The following is a 16841-nucleotide window of genomic DNA, read 5'->3' on the forward strand; positions in this document are numbered from 1 at the left end:
AAACTAATCAATCGCTGCTTTCACAATACCAGCAAATTCAGTCGCCTTTAGACTAGCCCCGCCTACCAAAAAGCCATTCATTCCACCTTGTTCGTGAAGATTTTTGGCCAAGCTGGCCTTGACTGATCCACCGTAAAGCAGATGAATGTTCTCAGCTGTCTTTCGATCATAAAGCTTGGTTAAGGTGCTCACAATAAATAGCTGCATCTCTTTCACATCTTCTGCTGTAGCTGTTTTGCCTGTACCAATGGCCCAGATTGGCTCATAAGCAATCACCACCTTTTTGAGTTCAGTTGAAGAAAGGTCTTCAGCGAGGGCTTTAATCTCATTTTCTACTTCACCGAAGAAAGCCCCTTGATCGTCGCGTGATCTTTCACCAATACAAACGATTGGAGTCATTTTCTTTTTCAAGACCGCTTTGATTTTAAGATTCACATCTTTGTCAGTTACTCCTAGCTTGCGGCGTTCAGAATGTCCGATGATCACATAACTTACTCCAAATTGTTCCACCATTCCCGGAGCAACCTCACCTGTAAATGGACCTCTTTCTTCATAAAATACATTTTGTACCCCGATTTTAACCTCATTATTTTTAACTGTTTTGGCTACTTCTGGTATAAAAATAACCGGTGGAGCGATTGCTACAATAGCCTCGGTAATCTTGGCTACTTTCTTTTTAGTTTCAGCAAATAAGGTTTTAGCGTCAGATAATTTGGTTGGATTTAATTTCCAGTTGGCTACAATCAGTGGTTTATTGGTCTTCATACCCAAAATTGTATCACATTAGCAGATAAACAAATTTACCGCGTTATTCCTGATACCAATCTCTAATGACAAAACCACCACTAGGACCGCCGGTAAAGACAACATTCATCAGACCAGTGTCGTAAGTAATATCTGAGTTATTACCGACTTCTATTCGGTGTCCAGTCACTGACTTTAAAAAGATTTGATTACCAATCTCAATTTTTCCGTGACCAGCGTACAAGAGTAGGTCACCACTGGATGACTGTCCTATGTTTATGGCCGTTACTGCTCCGCCCAACTCCGAAGATTCGTTTTGTGATAATAACATAATAAAAGATGATGGGTGACCAGAACCCTCAAATTCGGTTGAGTTGGCGATAGATATTTTGCTACTGCTTAATCTGTCTGCCGGGTTGTCAGCTATTAATTGGACACTTCGCCCGGTTAGTGACGGATCAACTTTTAGTTTTGGTCCTTGTTCTAATGATATATTACCGGTGACCCAAATTGATCCGGTAAGGGTCACTACGGTTGAAGCGCCAGTTTTGCGAATGCGTAAGTTACATTCAATTTTTACATTTCCAAGACTAGTGTCGCTGTCTATTAGATAATCTCCGCCTGAACACATTGAACTAGGTATAATTGATCCGTCCTCTATTATTTTATTTTCCCAGGCAGTTACTTCAGTATCATCAATTGGTAATGATGCTGGGTCAATTGTGGTATAGGGAGAGCTAGTTCCATCAACGGTATTGCCCGACCCGACATTGAAGTAAGCGTCCCCTTCAATGTGTGAGCCGTTTAAGGTATTAGCCCAAGCTGAACCGGTGGCGTGGATATTGGTAATTGAACCTGATGGTCCGGTGGAAACAGCGTCCCCTTTTATTAGTGAGCTACCCTGTCCGTTTATTGGACCGTTAGAAAAAGCGTTACCGGTGATCATAGCGCTGTTTGTTAGTTCAAATCCTCCGTTCCCAGTCTGTAGTCCATAGTTAAAGGCGGTTCCTGCGCCCAGTCCGAGGATGACGGTGTCTATTTTGTTGGTCCTGCCTACTTTAGCGTTTGTTTGTATTTTATATTCATCGCTGGCTGGAATATATGAGACTGTAGTGGTTGCTATGCCGGCCACTTCAGTGATAACGCTGTTAGTTAATGTTTCGCCGTCCATTAACCTAAAAGTAGCATCTTCCAAAGAAGATTCGGATGAGAGGTAAGTTTGTTTGGCTGAAGATAAGGAGCTGACTGCCAGCATATCACTTGTGATTGATCGACTAAGCAAGAAGGTTAAAGCGCTAGAAGCCATTACAAAAAACATTATAAAAAGTAACATAGCTGCCCCGGTTTGTGATTGTTTATTATGTACTTGCATATGAACCTCTGATTATAGCGCCACCGCTCACTGACCATGTCTCGGTTTGGTTACCGATATTGGCTTCTAAATCCAGGCGAACTCGGATCAGTTCCTTGTTGTTTAAGGTATAGTGATAAAAAGTTGACCCGACTACGTCTACATTGGCTGTAGTTAGAGTACTTTCTAAAACTCCATTTTTGTAGAGCTCTAATTGAGTGCCGTTTTTCATAATTTTAGTACTGTTTGCATCCTGGGTTAAAATTATTACACCAGCGGTAGATGAGGCGAGTACACTTCCGGCTAAGGTAAGGGTGTCAGCCTGCCTGGCTTCAATTAGTATTCTTTCTATAGCAGCTGTACCAGAAGCTAGTAATTCTTGTTTTAATTTATATTGCAGTAACAAATCGTTAAGAGAAAAAAGTAGACCAATAGCACCACCGCTAATCAAGACAAAAATAAATATATAAACTAAACTTTCTATTAAGGTAAAGCCGGCTTTGTTATTTTGTTTTAGATGTAATTTCATAGGCGGTGTTTATTATGGAGTAGGCAGATTAGCTAGTAATGCCTTGTAAGTGGTGGTAGATTTTCCATCAGACACATAAATAAAAACCTTTCTCATATCTACGTCAGCCGTTGCTCCCGGGGTGGAAGAGGCCACAATATCGTTTGAACCGTCACGGTAAGCATATTGTAGTGAGAAACTGCGAGTGTAGTCATTGTTGATTATTTCTGGAGTTCCAGAGATTGCTAAGGTAGTGGTTGATATATCAAGAAAATATGTAGTATCTAGAGACAGGCTGCTAATATTGGTCCAAGTTTCATCCCGTAGAAGTCGTATTATTTCGTAGCCTTCTTCTGCCAAGTATATTTTTTTTGTTTCACTCAAGATAGTGTTTCTTGTGCTGGAAAATTGTGTGACAGATAATCCAACAAAGATTCCAATTATAGTAATAATTGACACACCCAATATGACTTCAATTAATGAAAAGCCATTGTTATATTTTGTGGTCCAGTTCATTTCTTTTATTCTACCAGACCAGCTTCCTGAATAGTGATGGTGGTGGTGGAATTTAGAGCAGTGTCTCCCACTGCTATCGTGCCGGTGGCACTAGGAACACCGGTTAAGCGGGCAAACATAATATCGCTAGAACTATCTGATAACTGTGTCAGGAGATTGGTTCTCAAAAAAGTGAAAGTTAGATTGTTTGGGTCTGACGGGTTATATGAAGCACCTTCAAATACAGTAATGCTACTAGTTGCAACATGGACACCGAATTGTGTATCGGTTTCTGCCGAGAGAGTTTTTTGTCTAGCCTCTTTAATTAGAGAAGAAATTTCTAAAGCATTGGAGCGGGCTATTTGCAAATCTCGGTATTCTTTTAAAGACGAAAAACTCCAGAGAGCCAATAGAGTCATTAAAAGAAGTGTTACCAGCAGTTCAATTAATGTAAAGCCATTTTGCATAAGTTAAGGTTTATCCGCCAAGACCATCTGAGATTGAATAGATAGGAGATATAACTGCTAAGGCAAAGAAGCCAACACTGGCACCGATTACAACCATTAAAAGCGGTTCAATAATAGTCGACATGTCTTTAGTTTTTCTTTCCACCTCACCTTCATAAAAAACAGCTAACTCGCCCATCATGCCGGATATTTTTCCAGTTTCTTCACCCACCAAAATCATTTCTCCTACTAAAATAGGGTATAGCTCGGAATGTTCAATAAATGTGTCGGATAAAGCAGAGCCCTTTTCAACCGAATCGCGAGCCTGTTTGATGACTTTTTTGTAGTATACATTTTGAATAACATCAGTTGTTATTTCAAGTGATTGCACCACATCTACACCAGAATCAAGAAGAGAAGCTAAGGTCCGAGCGGTTTGGGCAGAGTTGGCCTCCTTAGCCATGGTACCGATAAGTGGTAGTCTGACTACGGTCCAAGAGAAAATCTTTCGACCGATTTTGGTTCTAAGAAAATAAATTACTCCCGCTACTAAACCTATTAAGCCTCCGATTGTAAGAAGAATATTGTTGTTAATAAAATTACTTAAAGCAATAAAAAACTTTGTTGAGGCCGGTAGTTCCATATCGCCATTCTCAAAAACAGAGAGCAGAGTTGGCATTACATAAATCATCATCAAGATTCCTATGACCACCATGATGGAAATAACAATAGCCGGGTAGATCATGGCACTTTTTATTCGTTTTTTCAGACTGGAAGATCGCTCCATCTGTATGGCAAGAGTTTGTAGTGCCTCAGCCAGTCGCCCGCTTTCCTCTCCGGCCCGCACCATGGCCACGTACATGTCGTTGAAGGTCTCTGGAAACTCTTTAAGAGCAGCATTAAACTGGTCACCATTGTTTATTTTTTCTACCAGTACCGCGATTGTTCCTTTTAAGCGCGGATTGTCTGTTTGTCTCTGGATAACTGACAATGATCTGGTTAGGGTTAATCCAGCAGTAATCATTGAACCGAGGTTTCGTGTGACCATGACCAACTCGTCAGCGGAAACTCGGCTAAGTAAGTAATTTATCTTTTCAATATTTAGCAATCTAACCAATTTTAAGGAAGATTCTTCTTCGATGCTTGCGACTTTGTGGCCGGCTTGTCTAGCTATATCATAAACAGCGTATCGGTCGTCAGCGGTAACGGTTTCGGTTACGTTTTTGCCCTCCTCATCTTCACCGGTGTACTTAAAGGTCGGCATATTTTATTCATTGATTACTCGTAGAACTTCCTCAATACTAGTGAGTCCACGAGCTGCTTTGTAGATACCGTCTTCTATCATAGTTAACATCCCTTCTTTCCGAGCTTGTTTTTCTATATCGTCACTGGTTTTTCCGGAAATAACCATTTCTTTTATGGTTGGAGAGACTTCAAGTACTTCATGTATACCCATGCGTCCCTTGTATCCATCTTCTGTTTCGCCTTTTTCTTTAGGTCGGAAAAATTCTACATCATTCCAAGTGGCATCATCTTTGATTATCTTTTCTTCTTTTAGAGTGTTAAGAACTATGTCCATGTCTACTCGATCGGCTAGTTCTGAGCGTTCTGATTTTGATAAAGTGTATGGAATTTTATCATCAGCTAATTTGCGGACTAAGCGTTGTCCAATCGCAACCCGTAGAGTTGAAACTAATAAGAAAGATTCAACCCCCATATCAATCAAACGAGCCACTGTTCCGGAAGCTGAATTGGTGTGGACGGTCGCTAGCACCAAATGTCCAGTCAAAGCGGCGTTTATGGCTAGGCTAGCAGTTTCCTCGTCACGAATCTCCCCTACCATAATAATGTCTGGGTCCTGACGCATTAGTGACCTGAGTCCAGCGGCAAAAGTAAAACCAATATCCGGCTTAACCTGGCTTTGGTTGATTCTAGGCATTTGGTATTCAATCGGATCTTCAATGGTTGAGATATTAACTTCTGGAGTGTTAAGTAAATCAAGTACGGTATACAAGGTGGTAGATTTACCGGAACCAGTTGGACCGGTTACCAATATAATACCGGTGGTAGCTCGGGTTGCTTTATGGATTCGATCCAAGGTAGAGCCGTGAAATCCAATTCCTTCAAGTGAAAAACCGCTACGGTTTTCTCTAAGTAGACGCATTACTATTTTTTCTCCGTAGAAAACCGGTAGCATAGAGACACGAAAAGCCACCTTTTGCCCGTCCATTTCCATCTTAAAGCGACCGTCTTGTGGTAAGCGCTTTTGGTCCAACTTCAGGTTAGACAAAACCTTTATTCTGGCCGCAATGGTGCCGGCGGCATGTTTTGGTAGCTTCATCGCGTCGCTTAATATACCGTCGATCCGATAACGTACAATCACCTCTTCCTCATTTGGTTCAATATGTATATCAGACGCACCTTGAATAATGGCATGTCTTAGTAAGGTGTCAACAATTCTCACTACCGGTAAATCTTCAGCGATTTTCTTGAGGTCTTTTTCACTCAACTCTTCCCCGTTCTCTTCCGCGATTACTTTTAGCGCTGAAGCATCTTTCATAATAATGTCACCAAATTCATCTTTTAGATTTTTCTGGTACTGACGCAGAGCAGTCCGCATTGATTCGGTGTCAGTGAGGCGTGGGAGGATTTTAAAGCCCACTTTCTTTTTAACAAAGTCAATCGCTGGTAGATCGTTGGTATCAAGCATGGCCACCTCAAGCTCCTTGTCGGTTTTTTTGTAAGCGATGATGTTGTGATTTCGGGCGACTGGCTCTGGTATCAGAGAAAGAATTTCAAAATCAATTTTAACGTTTTTAAGTGAGATAAAAGGAATACCAAGGACATACGACTCAATGCGTCGCATATCGTCTTCGGTCATATAGCCTTGTGAAATAAAGGCTTCAGCCAAAGTCCGACGCTCATCCTTGGCGACTTTTTCAGCAGACGCAATATCAGCCTTCTTGATGAGACCGGCATCAAGTACAAAACGTTTCAGTTGTTCATCTTGTATACGCACAACAATTCCCAAAGAGCTTTTAGGCCTCTTATGGTTCCATTGTATCATCAAAAAATTTTGTCTTAACAAAATTTACACAGGATAAGAAAACAGCTTACTTTTACTTAAGTAAGCTGTTTTTCATAAGACGAAAACCAATAACAAGTAAGAGGTCAAAAGTGGAATAACCACACTCCATGGCGTCAGTACTATTGTAAGAGCTATTACTGCAAGTACAGTAACAAAAATAAGAGCTAGGCACCCGGCAACTATAACTAAATGTTTATCGCTTACATGATGAAACCACAATCTCCCTCCTGTACCATAAAAAACATATACAGCTTTTCCTAAACTTTCTCGTAGATGTTTATAGAAAAAGATTTTAAAGTTGTGAAATTTTTCGCAAACCTTAAAGTTAAATTTCCAAATCAGATCATAAATAAAGAGACTTACTCCCCATCTTTTAAGGTCGACAAACATATCTTCAATAATTTTTCTCACTTATTTTCTCCTTAAAATAAAAGGACATGAGTCAAAAGCAAAACGATTCGTATTAAAGCATTTAAATAAATAAAAGCAACAAATTTTCCTAAATTTATACTAATCTGTAAAAACCAATGTTAAAATAACTACTATATGAAAGAATCTATACCAAACAATCAAGAAAATCTTACCCAAAATCAGACCTTTAGGTACATTTGTGGTTTGGTAGAAAAAACCCCAACAGAAATGTTGCGAATTTTAGAGGAAAAAGATACTGATAACCAAATATTAAATTTAATTACAAATTTAATGTCAGAATATGAAAAGAATGATCCTAATAGTCAACCTGTTAAGAATAAAGGGGGTATGGCTATTGCAGAGGCAATAAAAATGCGGAAAGAGACAGAAAACCAGTTTGTTGCGGTACTTGAATCTATACTACAGAAAGAGTAATCATACATTTTAGCTACGTAGCTTTACATTCCCTCAATCTGGTATATAATACAACCACTGATTGAATGCTCGGCGTCCGCCGGGCATTCTTCGTGAGGGTGAAATTATGTTGATAATAAAGGATGTTTTATCCATTGAAATTAGTTTTTAAAAGATAATCAAAGAAATACCATGTTTGACTTAAAAGTTATAAACTCGGTCTTGGCTGAACTTGAGGAAGAAAGAGGAATTCCTAAAGAAAGAATGATTGATGCGATCGAGCAGTCGCTCGCCACTGCCTACAAAAAGGAGTTTGGGAAGCGTGGGCAGATTATTACCGCTGACTTTGATCTGAATACTGGTGATGTTACTTTCAATCAGGTTAAGATCGTGGTTGATGAAAGTATGTTGAAGCCAGAGGCTAGTGAAGATGAAGAGGAGGTTGAGGCTGAGGTGGAAGAAACTGAAAGTGAAGAAGATACTAGAGTTCGGTTTGATGAAGAGAAGCACATAATGATCAATACTGCACGTATGATCAAGAAAGATGTTGAGTTGGGCGAAGAGTTGGTCTTCCCTCTTGAATCCAAAGATGAGTTTGGTCGAATTGCGGCTCAGACGGCTAAGCAAGTGATTGTGCAAAAAATGCGGGAAGCAGAAAAAGAAGCTGCTTTTGCTGAGTTTGGACAGAAAGCTGGCGATATCGTGGTTGGTCAGGTGCAGCGTTTTGAGCGCGGTAATCTATACGTGGATCTTGGTCGAGTGACTGCTCTCATGCCTTACGAAGAGCAAATTCCTAAAGAAAGATTTAAGCCGGGAGAGCGGATTCGCGCTATTTTGCTGGCTGTCGAGGAAACTCCGCGGGGTATTTTCTTGAAACTCTCACGTTCTCACCCTGATTTCCTTACTGGGCTATTTACCATTGAAGCCCCTGAGCTTCAGACTGGCGCTGTCGAGGTAAAGGCGGTTGCACGTGAAGCTGGTTCACGTTCTAAGATTGCTGTCTACGCTCAAGATCAACACATTGATCCGGTTGGTTCAATGGTTGGTCAGCGGGGTGTACGAGTATCAACTGTGATGAGTGAGTTGGGCGGTGAGAAGATCGATATCATCGAATGGTCACCAGAACCAGCTGAGTTTATTGAGGATTCATTATCACCAGCTGAGGTTATGGAGATTCAGATTGTGTCTGAACCTGATGAAGAAGCTGGTGAACGAGGACATGCGATTGCTATCGTTTCTCCTGATCAGCAGTCTTTGGCGATTGGTCGCGGTGGACAGAATGTTCGATTGGCGGCCAAGCTGACCGGTTGGAAGATTGATATTGTGTCAGCGCAAGGTGGCGAGGAACTGGCTACAGCAGACGAGACCGGGCACGTTGAGATTGAAGCTCCGGCTGACACTCCGGTTGGTGAGGACATTGATGTTTTGGAAAACGAAGATGCTACCACCACGAAAGAAGAGTTATCAAGCGATGATGAGCCAACTAAAGATCGTGACGTAAATCCTGATGATGAAGAGTTCGATGAGATTGACACACCGGAGGAGGCCGAAGCTGAATTAGCAGATACAGAAGATAAAAAATAATTTTTATGAATCTACTACATGATATAGACCCGGGAAATAAGGAAGCAATGAATGTTATTGTCGAAATTCCTAAATTTTCTAAGAACAAATACGAAATCGACAAAGAAACCGGTATGATCGCTCTTGATCGGGTGATGCACACAGCTCAGGACTACCCTTTTGATTATGGTTTTGTACCACAGACTTTGTTCGATGACGGTGATGCACTGGATGTAGTTTTGCTTACTACTTACCCACTGGCTCTGGGGATCTTGGTAAAGGCGCGTCCGGTCGGAATTATGGAAATGGTTGACGGGGGTGAACGTGACGATAAGGTGTTGGCGGTACCAGTAGACGACCCACGGTTTGATGAAGTACGAGATTTAAAAGACGTAAACAAGCACTTTGTCAAAGAAATGACTCACTTTTTTGAAACCTACAAGAAGGTGCAAAATAAGGAAGTGTCAGTCGGAGAGTGGCGTGGTAAAGAAGAAGCTATGCAAGCCTTTGAAAAGAGTCGCGAAATGTATGAGGCTGATAAAACCAAGGCGTAAATTATTGCGTAACTTAGCTTTTGTGTATACCCCTGTTTGCCTACGGCAAACAGGGGTATACTAATATTTAATGACTACCAAAAGTGCCTTTCTTTCTTCAATTATCGTATGTATAACCAGTATTCTACTAGTAGTGTTTTTTACCAGCTCGGTTGCAATAGCGCAGACTGGTGAAGAAGAAATGTCTTCAGCCACTACTACGGAAACTTCTTTAGAAGACGAAACTGCAAGTGTATCTACAACCACTTTAGCTACGACGACGAGTGTAAATTCTGGTACCAGTTCGTCGGTTGAGTCGGCGGCTGCTTTAAATCCATCAACTGTTACTCCCTCAGAATTTACTCTTAGCAAAAGCAAGCAACAACGTGTAACCAATCTTGCAGCCAATATAAGTAACCGGATGGAGGCCGCTATGGCAAGACATGAAAATATTATTAAGCGGTTAAATTCTCGCCTGTCAAAAATGGAACAGTCTGGGTTAAATACAGATGCTGCTAAGGTGCAGTTAGAGACCGCAGTCAATACATTGGCTGAAGCAAAATCAAGTATTCAAGATATCGATAAGCTGGTTTACAACACTGTCACCTCGGTTACACCAAAGGTGGAGTGGTTGTTGCTTCGTGATACATATGTAAATACAGCTGAGTTAATAAGAGAAACCCAAGCGGAGCTTTCGGATACGGTGACGATGTTAAAAACAGCTACTCTGATACCGGATGAAGTCGATGACAACAGCTTGTCTTCGTCGACAGAGTTCATTGAGTAATAATATTTTATGAAAGAAAAACCAGACTTACCTATCGCTAACATTACTATACCCAAGTATTTTTTTCTGACTGTCTTGATATTGGTGATGCTGGGTCTTGTTGTGGCTTGGTACTTATCGACCAAGCCGACGGGGGTAGCTGATATAGAGATAGTGCCAGCTCGTCCAACTGCAGAGGTAAACAAGGAGCCGGAGAGTGCAACCGCCTACGCTCAAGTACAGAGCTTTGGTGTGATGAGTACATCGGACGAGCTTTCGGCCATTGAAGCTGATCTTGAGAGTACCAATCTAGATGCTTTGGTTTCGGAGTTGAATGCGATTGAGGCGGAGCTGGAGTAAAATAAACCACCGCTTTGCGATAGCGGTGGAATTTCATTACAAAATCTATGGCCGTGTTAAATGTCGTTAAAGTGAACATTTAAACCATAGTATTCATTTATTATTTTTTTGAAGAATGCAGTCAGTGCTTCAAAGGCCCGACTGTCTCTTTTTTGATACGCGTTATTTACCAAGACGTAAAGTAGCGCGATCTTTTTATTACTGTCCAAAATAGCGCACAACGTTTCTGGCAAACCAGCCTTAGCTTCTTCTATATCAGACTCTGATATAGAGTTAAGTGTACGCACTAAGTCTCCGCTAAAAACTAAAGGATCATAAGTCTGCATTTTCGTTCTCCCAAAAATTCAGTTAGACAGACTGATAGTCTAACACTAAAATATAGATTGTCAATAGCAAAAAACCTTTGTTTTAATTTGCATTTATTTCAGATATCCGTACACTACCCCATACTATGTCTACACATTCACATAATCACAATATAGATTTTAAGACTGCTTTTACAGTCACTAACGAAGAAAAATCACAGGTAAAGATTACCGGTGAAATCCCTTATGAGGAACTGGCCAAGGAAAGATTAGCGGCTATTAAGTCACTAGGAAAAAATGTTGAAATAGACGGCTTTCGAAAGGGTCATGTACCCGAAGCTGTTTTGGTAAAACACATTGGTGAAATGGCTATTTTGACCGAAATGGCTGAACGTTCTATCTCCCACATGTACCCTCATATATTGGAGGAGCATAAGATCGACGCGATTGGTTACCCAAAAATCGAAATTACTAAGATTGCTCCCGAAAATCCACTGGGCTTCACGGCTACCGTAGCGATCATACCGGAGGTTGGGTTGCCTGACTACAAAAAAATCGCTACTGCTCACAATGCAGAGAAGGGGTCAGCTGATGTGACTGATACGGAGCTAGAGGACAAGATCAAGGATATACTGCGTCAAAAAGCAGCTTATGAGCGATTGCAGAAAAAAGCTGCTCAAAAGCCTGATTCGACCGAAGTAACCGACCTTCCTACTCCGGAAACTGTGAACAAGGAAGATGAAGAGCTTGATATTGCGGAATTAACCGACGAAGTAGCTAAATCGCTTGGTCAGCCGGGACAATTTACTGACGTGGCTGATTTCAAGGCTAAGTTGCGTGAGCATTTAGAAATAGAAAAAAAGCGTGAGGTAGCGGCAAACCATCGAGCAAAACTAACTGACGCTATTATTGAAATGAGTACTATCGAGTTGCCGCAGATCTTGATTGATTCTGAGCTCAACCAAATGTTTGCACAGATGGAAGAAGATTTGAAGCGGTCTAATCTCAAAATGGAAGATTATCTAAATCATATTAAGAAGACTAAAGAAGAAATCCAAAAAGAGTGGACTCCAGCCGCCGAAAAAAGAGCAAAACTACAACTAATCTTGAATGAAATTGCTAAAAAGGAAAAGATTATACCTGATGCGGAATTGGTAGAAAAGCAGGTAAAAGAATTATTGGAAATGTACAAAGATGCAGACGAAATGAGAGTTCGTACGTATGTCGGTACAATTTTAACCAACGAAGCAGTTCTGGCGATGTTGGAAGGAAGAGACGACGAAAAGAAAGAAGATAATAAAGATAAAAAGAAAAAGGATAAGGAGGAATCGAAATAATATGTGGTGAAAAAACTGGGCGTCCGTAGGGCGCCCAGTTTTTTCTTTACGTTCGCTCTAAATCTGCTAACATAATAACCATGGAAAATAAATCACAAACAGAAAAAATTCAATCTACCTTGGTACCGATGGTAATCGAAAAAACCCAAGGTGGTGAGCGAGCTTTTGATATTTATTCACGCTTACTCAAAGAACGAATCATATTTATAACCGGTCAGATTGAAGACCATATGGCTAATCTGGTGGTGGCGCAGCTTTTGTTTTTAGAGGCTGAAGATCCTAAAAAAGACATAATTATCTACGTCAATTCCCCAGGCGGTAGCGTAACGGCGGGTATGGCTATTATCGACACGATGCACCATATCAAGCCGGACGTGGCGACAGCTTGTGTAGGTATGGCAGCTTCAATGGGTTCCATGATTCTTTCTCAAGGAGCTAAAGGCAAGCGCTATATTCTGCCAAATGCTGAAGTGATGATTCATCAGCCAATGGGCGGCGCTTATGGGCAGGCTACGGATATCGATATCACAGCCAAGCATATCTTGAAGACTAGAGATCGTTTAAACAGAATGTTGGCCAAAGCTACCGGTCAAAAACTAAGTAAAATTGAGCAAGATGTTGAACGAGACTTCTTTATGGATGCTGAGGAAGCTAAAGCGTATGGTTTGATAGATCAGATTTATAAATAATCTATCTTTCATGAAGTAAAACAATAAAGGGCCGCGAGCTTCGCTCGTGGCCCTTTATTGTTTTACTGTCTCGTTTTATGTTTTACAACCTGCTATAATTTTGCTAAGGTACGCTCGCCTATCAGTCACGGTTGAAAAGACATTGATTTTACGAATATTTAGTAATTATATAAACACAGACCATGCCATCATTAACTACTGTGCTTATGCTCATTGCAATCCTTGGGCTAGGCATAGCTGCTGGCTACTATCTGCGCTATCTCCAGGCTCTGTCAAAGAAAACATCGATAGAAATAGAAATTAAGGAACGCCTAGTTGAAGCAGATAAGCATGCCATCGAAATAATCGAGAAGGCCGAGGAAAAAGCGTTAGTAATTGAGGAAGAGGCCAAAAAAGAAAGAAGGAGTCGAGAAGAAAAACTGGCTCTCAAAGAGGAACACCTTTTAAAAAGAGAGGATCTTTTTGATAATCGTCAGATTGATTTAGATTCACAACGTGAAGCTTTGCAAAGTAAAATCCAGGAAGTTAAAAGTATTAAACTTCAATTAGACGAAAGAAAAAACGAGATTGAAACTAAGTTTGAAGAAGTTGCTGGTCTATCTAAAGATGAGGCCTATAACTTAATTATCAGTAAAGTTGAAGCGGAACGGGCTGAAGATCTACGTCAACATATAGAAAAGATAGACCGCTTGGGTACAGAGAAGTTTGAGGCGGAAGCCCAGAATATTCTCCTGGCTGCTATTCATCGTCTTGGCAACAATATGCCTACTAATGTCATGACTTCGCACGTAGAGATTCCGAGTGATGACCTAAAAGGTAAGGTTATTGGTAAAGAAGGTCGTAATGTTCGAGCCTTTGAGCGAGCAACTGGAGTCGATGTTTTGATTGATGAAACACCCGGTTATATTGTTCTATCTTCTTTTGATCCGATTCGTCGTGAAATCGCTCGGGTTGCGCTTGAGGCTCTACTCAAAGATGGTCGTATCCAACCAGCTAAGATTGAAGAGTCAGTAGACAATGCCCGCAAGGAAGTGGCTACCATAGTAAGGAAGATGGGTGAAAAAGCCACTTATGACGCTGATGTGCCAAATCTTCACCCAGATTTAGTTAATATTGTCGGTCGGCTACATTTTCGTACTAGCTATGGTCAAAATGTGCTCTGGCATTCAGTGGAAATGGCTCATATTGCAGCGATTATTGCAGAGGAGGTGGGTGCTGATGTGGCGGTAGCTAGAGCGGGAGCTCTACTGCATGATATTGGTAAAACAGTCAGTCATGAGGTGGCAGGTACTCATGTGGAGATTGGTATTCGGATTCTACAAAAATACGGGGTTGATGAAAAAGTCATTTTGGCGATGCGAGCCCATCACGAAGAGTATCCATATGAAACCCCTGAGTCGATTATTGTTCAGGTGGCTGACGCCATCTCAGGGGGAAGGCCTGGGGCTAGACGTGACTCGATTGAAAATTATGTCAAACGCTTGGGAGATTTAGAGACCATTGCCACAGCCATCAAGGGGGTAGATAAAGCGTTTGCCATTGCCGCTGGACGGGAGGTGCGGGTTTTGGTAAATCCTGAGTCACTGACTGATTTTGAAACTCATACTTTAGCTCGCACTATAGCGACAAATATAGAATCAAAACTACGTTATCCTGGTGAAATCAAGGTCCACGTGATCCGTGAGACCAGAGTCATTAGTTACGCTAGATAAATCTTCTTTTAAGTAATAAAAACCCCACAGCGTAGCTGTGGGGTTTTTATTACTTTTTCGCCACGACAAAAGTTGTGTAATTAAATTTTAGATCTTGAATTGACTCTTCAATAATATCTAAGTCGTAGAGTTTAGCGCATTGTTTGGCGGCGATGATGGCGGTTGTTTCTGGTAGTAGGCCAGCCTGTAAATCAATGGCAGCTTGCGCTGTATCAGCATATGGCACTATATCCACTTCCGGCCACTTACGCTTTATGTACATTCGGCATTGTTTTAAGGCTTGATCGTGAGAAGAGATACTGTTTATTTGTGAGGCGGTAACCCCCTTTTTTACCAATAGAGTGTGGTGGATATCGAGTTCAAACATTTCTTCAATCTGGAACTGATATTTCGCCATAGCGTACACGGCTTCGATTACAATACCACCGTTACTATTTTCGATTGGAAATACACCGCGCTCAATGAGCCCTTCGTTTAGTTGATTCAAAACATTCTCGGCTGAAACAAGCGGCAAAATCACCCCTTCAGGTAAATTGTGCTTCTTTAAATACATCTCTCCGGCCTGCTCTGAAAAGCTGCCAGAAGCTCCCATTACACCAATTTTCATATCGCCACATCATAACACAACCTAACCTGGAAAAAGTTTCAAAAAAATTACAGCACAAAAAATGTAAACAGGTAAGACGTGGCAGCTTATATAGCTTGCTATATAATGTAGACAAGCCATTTTACAGGCGCGTGTGAGTAAAACCTCTACACATTTTAATCGCTCTAAAAATATAATTTTTCAGAATCTATGAATAAAGCAGACATCATCAGTGCCGTACATGAAGTACTTGGTTCAACAAAGGCTGATGCAGAGCGCGCAGTTGATAAAGTTTTTAGCAGTATTGAAGCAGCCATGAAAGATGGTGACGCTGTATCAATCGCTGGCTTCGGTATATTTGAAGCTAAGCTTCGAGCTAAGCGTGAAGCTCGTAATCCACGAACTGGTGAAACAGTTATGGTGCCAGCAATGCGAGTGCCAAAGTTCCGAGCTGCTAAGGCTCTAAAAGACTCAGTTAAATAAACCTGAGTGTAATAAGGAAAAAACTGGGCGCCCCGTAGGGGCGCCCAGTTTTTTCCTTATCCACACTAGTATCAGTAATCTAGTCATGATAAAATTACTAACGTAGCGGAGGTAATACGCTATGTGGAAATACGAAGTATTCCTCGCTATTTCCCATCACAATTGTAAAAATCCCCTCAGCCATGGGGATTTTTACTTTCCAACCTCTAAACCCCTTCATGTTACTATTAATTTATGTTTACAGTTATTATCAACGACTGTCGCGATGACAATGCGCGAGCTCGCCAGACCAGTCGGGTTGGATCACTGGCTTCAACAAACATCTCCTTTATTGGAGTGGATAGCGACCTAGAGGCTGGCATGCAACTAATTGACGTTCTTGATGCCACTACCGGCCGTGAAGGCTTGGTATTGGTTAATGTGGCCCCTCGTGGAGACCATGCCAGTAAATGGGAAAACGGCACCCCTTTTGCTTATTTTTGGTACAAAAAAACTCTAGTCATTACATCTGTCGATGGATTTGCTTTATCAGCTGTTAAAAAATTAAATTTAACGAACCAAATAAATTTGTTAGATATCCACGAAACTACAGAGGCTATGTTGAAGGCCAATTTTATTACAGAGGCAGAGGCGAAGCGCATTCCCTACAGTCAGTTTCGTAGTTTTGATTTTACTCCCAGAGCCGGTGTATTTATGATGCAAGGAAATCATCTGCCAAGTGCAAGTTTTGATTTAGATGACGTACCGGATTTACCAAGGGCTGTCTGGGCCATTGATAATTTTGGCAATTGTAAGACAACTCTAACCCCTGAAGATATAGATACGAACAAAGAAACGCAAACACGCTATGGCTCACTTCCCTATTTTGAAAAATTACGTGATTTATCTGACGGAGAAACAGCCCTTGTTAGAGGCAGCTCAGGCCTAGACGATACTCGTTTTCTGGCTGTAATTACTCAAAGACGCAGCTTTGCTAAAAATAACAACGTAATGATTGGTGATGATGTTTTCGAAGATAAGTCCTATTTTAGACAAGCAACAGAATAGAGA

The 16841-nt window shown here is 41.2% G+C and carries 19 protein-coding genes; 10 read left to right on the top strand and 9 right to left on the bottom strand.

What is annotated here, in order from left to right; all coding sequences use genetic code 11:
- Positions 1–3 precede the first annotated feature (3 nt).
- From H6779_03045 to H6779_03075, 7 genes are read right to left on the bottom strand one after another with little or no spacing between them, the layout of a single operon-like run.
- A complete protein-coding gene (locus H6779_03045) occupies positions 4–765 on the bottom strand; it encodes a triose-phosphate isomerase (protein ID USN87367.1) in 762 nt (253 codons plus the stop codon).
- A gap of 43 nt (positions 766–808) precedes the next feature.
- Entirely contained in the window at positions 809–2116 is a 1308-nt protein-coding gene (locus H6779_03050; GenBank protein ID USN87368.1) for a hypothetical protein, read from the bottom strand.
- Positions 2103–2624 (bottom strand): prepilin-type N-terminal cleavage/methylation domain-containing protein, encoded by a 522-nt coding sequence (locus H6779_03055; GenBank protein ID USN87369.1) that lies wholly within the window; start codon positions 2622–2624, stop codon positions 2103–2105. Before H6779_03055 ends, H6779_03050 begins: the two co-directional genes overlap by 14 nt.
- Before the next feature lie 12 nt (positions 2625–2636).
- Positions 2637–3119: a prepilin-type N-terminal cleavage/methylation domain-containing protein gene (locus H6779_03060; protein USN87370.1), complete on the bottom strand. Its 483-nt coding sequence runs from the start codon at positions 3117–3119 to the stop codon at positions 2637–2639.
- A 5-nt stretch (positions 3120–3124) separates the two neighbouring features.
- Entirely contained in the window at positions 3125–3565 is a 441-nt protein-coding gene (locus tag H6779_03065) for a prepilin-type N-terminal cleavage/methylation domain-containing protein (protein ID USN87371.1), read from the bottom strand.
- A 10-nt stretch (positions 3566–3575) separates the two neighbouring features.
- Positions 3576–4808, bottom strand: a complete 1233-nt coding sequence (locus H6779_03070) for a type II secretion system F family protein (GenBank protein USN87372.1) — start codon at positions 4806–4808, stop codon at positions 3576–3578.
- A gap of 3 nt (positions 4809–4811) precedes the next feature.
- On the bottom strand, positions 4812–6611 hold the full coding sequence (locus H6779_03075) for a type II/IV secretion system protein (protein USN87373.1): 1800 nt from the start codon (positions 6609–6611) through the stop codon (positions 4812–4814).
- A gap of 567 nt (positions 6612–7178) precedes the next feature.
- On the opposite strand from H6779_03075, the gene H6779_03080 reads away from it, so the two are divergent.
- The 5 genes from H6779_03080 (at position 7179) to H6779_03100 (ending at position 10679) form a co-directional block, all read left to right on the top strand.
- Positions 7179–7478: a hypothetical protein gene (locus H6779_03080; protein USN87374.1), complete on the top strand. Its 300-nt coding sequence runs from the start codon at positions 7179–7181 to the stop codon at positions 7476–7478.
- A 171-nt stretch (positions 7479–7649) separates the two neighbouring features.
- Entirely contained in the window at positions 7650–9041 is a 1392-nt protein-coding gene (gene nusA, locus H6779_03085; protein ID USN87375.1) for a transcription termination/antitermination protein NusA, read from the top strand.
- Positions 9042–9046: 5 nt separating this feature from the next.
- Positions 9047–9574, top strand: coding sequence for an inorganic diphosphatase (locus tag H6779_03090; GenBank protein ID USN87376.1), 528 nt, complete (start codon positions 9047–9049; stop codon positions 9572–9574).
- A 70-nt stretch (positions 9575–9644) separates the two neighbouring features.
- Positions 9645–10340, top strand: a complete 696-nt coding sequence (locus H6779_03095; GenBank protein USN87377.1) for a hypothetical protein — start codon at positions 9645–9647, stop codon at positions 10338–10340.
- Between the two features lie 9 nt (positions 10341–10349).
- Positions 10350–10679 (top strand): hypothetical protein, encoded by a 330-nt coding sequence (locus H6779_03100; GenBank protein USN87378.1) that lies wholly within the window; start codon positions 10350–10352, stop codon positions 10677–10679.
- 56 nt (positions 10680–10735) lie between these two features.
- Here the strand turns inward: H6779_03100 and H6779_03105 are convergent, their stop codons facing one another.
- On the bottom strand, positions 10736–11005 hold the full coding sequence (locus H6779_03105; protein ID USN87379.1) for a hypothetical protein: 270 nt from the start codon (positions 11003–11005) through the stop codon (positions 10736–10738).
- Positions 11006–11130: 125 nt separating this feature from the next.
- Here H6779_03105 and H6779_03110 point away from each other — a divergent pair, with 125 nt between their 5' ends.
- The 3 genes from H6779_03110 to rny all read left to right on the top strand — a co-directional run bounded on the left by H6779_03110 (position 11131) and on the right by rny (position 14722).
- Positions 11131–12321, top strand: a complete 1191-nt coding sequence (locus H6779_03110; protein USN87380.1) for a trigger factor — start codon at positions 11131–11133, stop codon at positions 12319–12321.
- 80 nt (positions 12322–12401) lie between these two features.
- Entirely contained in the window at positions 12402–13010 is a 609-nt protein-coding gene (gene clpP / locus H6779_03115) for an ATP-dependent Clp endopeptidase proteolytic subunit ClpP (protein USN87381.1), read from the top strand.
- Between the two features lie 182 nt (positions 13011–13192).
- Positions 13193–14722, top strand: a complete 1530-nt coding sequence (rny, locus tag H6779_03120) for a ribonuclease Y (protein ID USN87382.1) — start codon at positions 13193–13195, stop codon at positions 14720–14722.
- 49 nt (positions 14723–14771) lie between these two features.
- Here the strand turns inward: rny and H6779_03125 are convergent, their stop codons facing one another.
- Positions 14772–15329 carry a prephenate dehydratase gene (locus tag H6779_03125; protein USN87383.1) on the bottom strand — a complete coding sequence of 186 codons (558 nt, stop codon included), beginning with the start codon at positions 15327–15329 and terminating at the stop codon, positions 14772–14774.
- Positions 15330–15518: 189 nt separating this feature from the next.
- On the opposite strand from H6779_03125, the gene H6779_03130 reads away from it, so the two are divergent.
- Positions 15519–15791: an HU family DNA-binding protein gene (locus tag H6779_03130; GenBank protein USN87384.1), complete on the top strand. Its 273-nt coding sequence runs from the start codon at positions 15519–15521 to the stop codon at positions 15789–15791.
- Between the two features lie 234 nt (positions 15792–16025).
- On the top strand, positions 16026–16838 hold the full coding sequence (locus H6779_03135; GenBank protein ID USN87385.1) for a hypothetical protein: 813 nt from the start codon (positions 16026–16028) through the stop codon (positions 16836–16838).
- The last annotated feature ends 3 nt before the right edge of the window (positions 16839–16841 follow it).

This window comes from Candidatus Nomurabacteria bacterium (assembly GCA_023898525.1).
In the GTDB taxonomy this organism is placed as follows: domain Bacteria; phylum Patescibacteriota; class Minisyncoccia; order Phycocordibacterales; family UBA918; genus OLB19.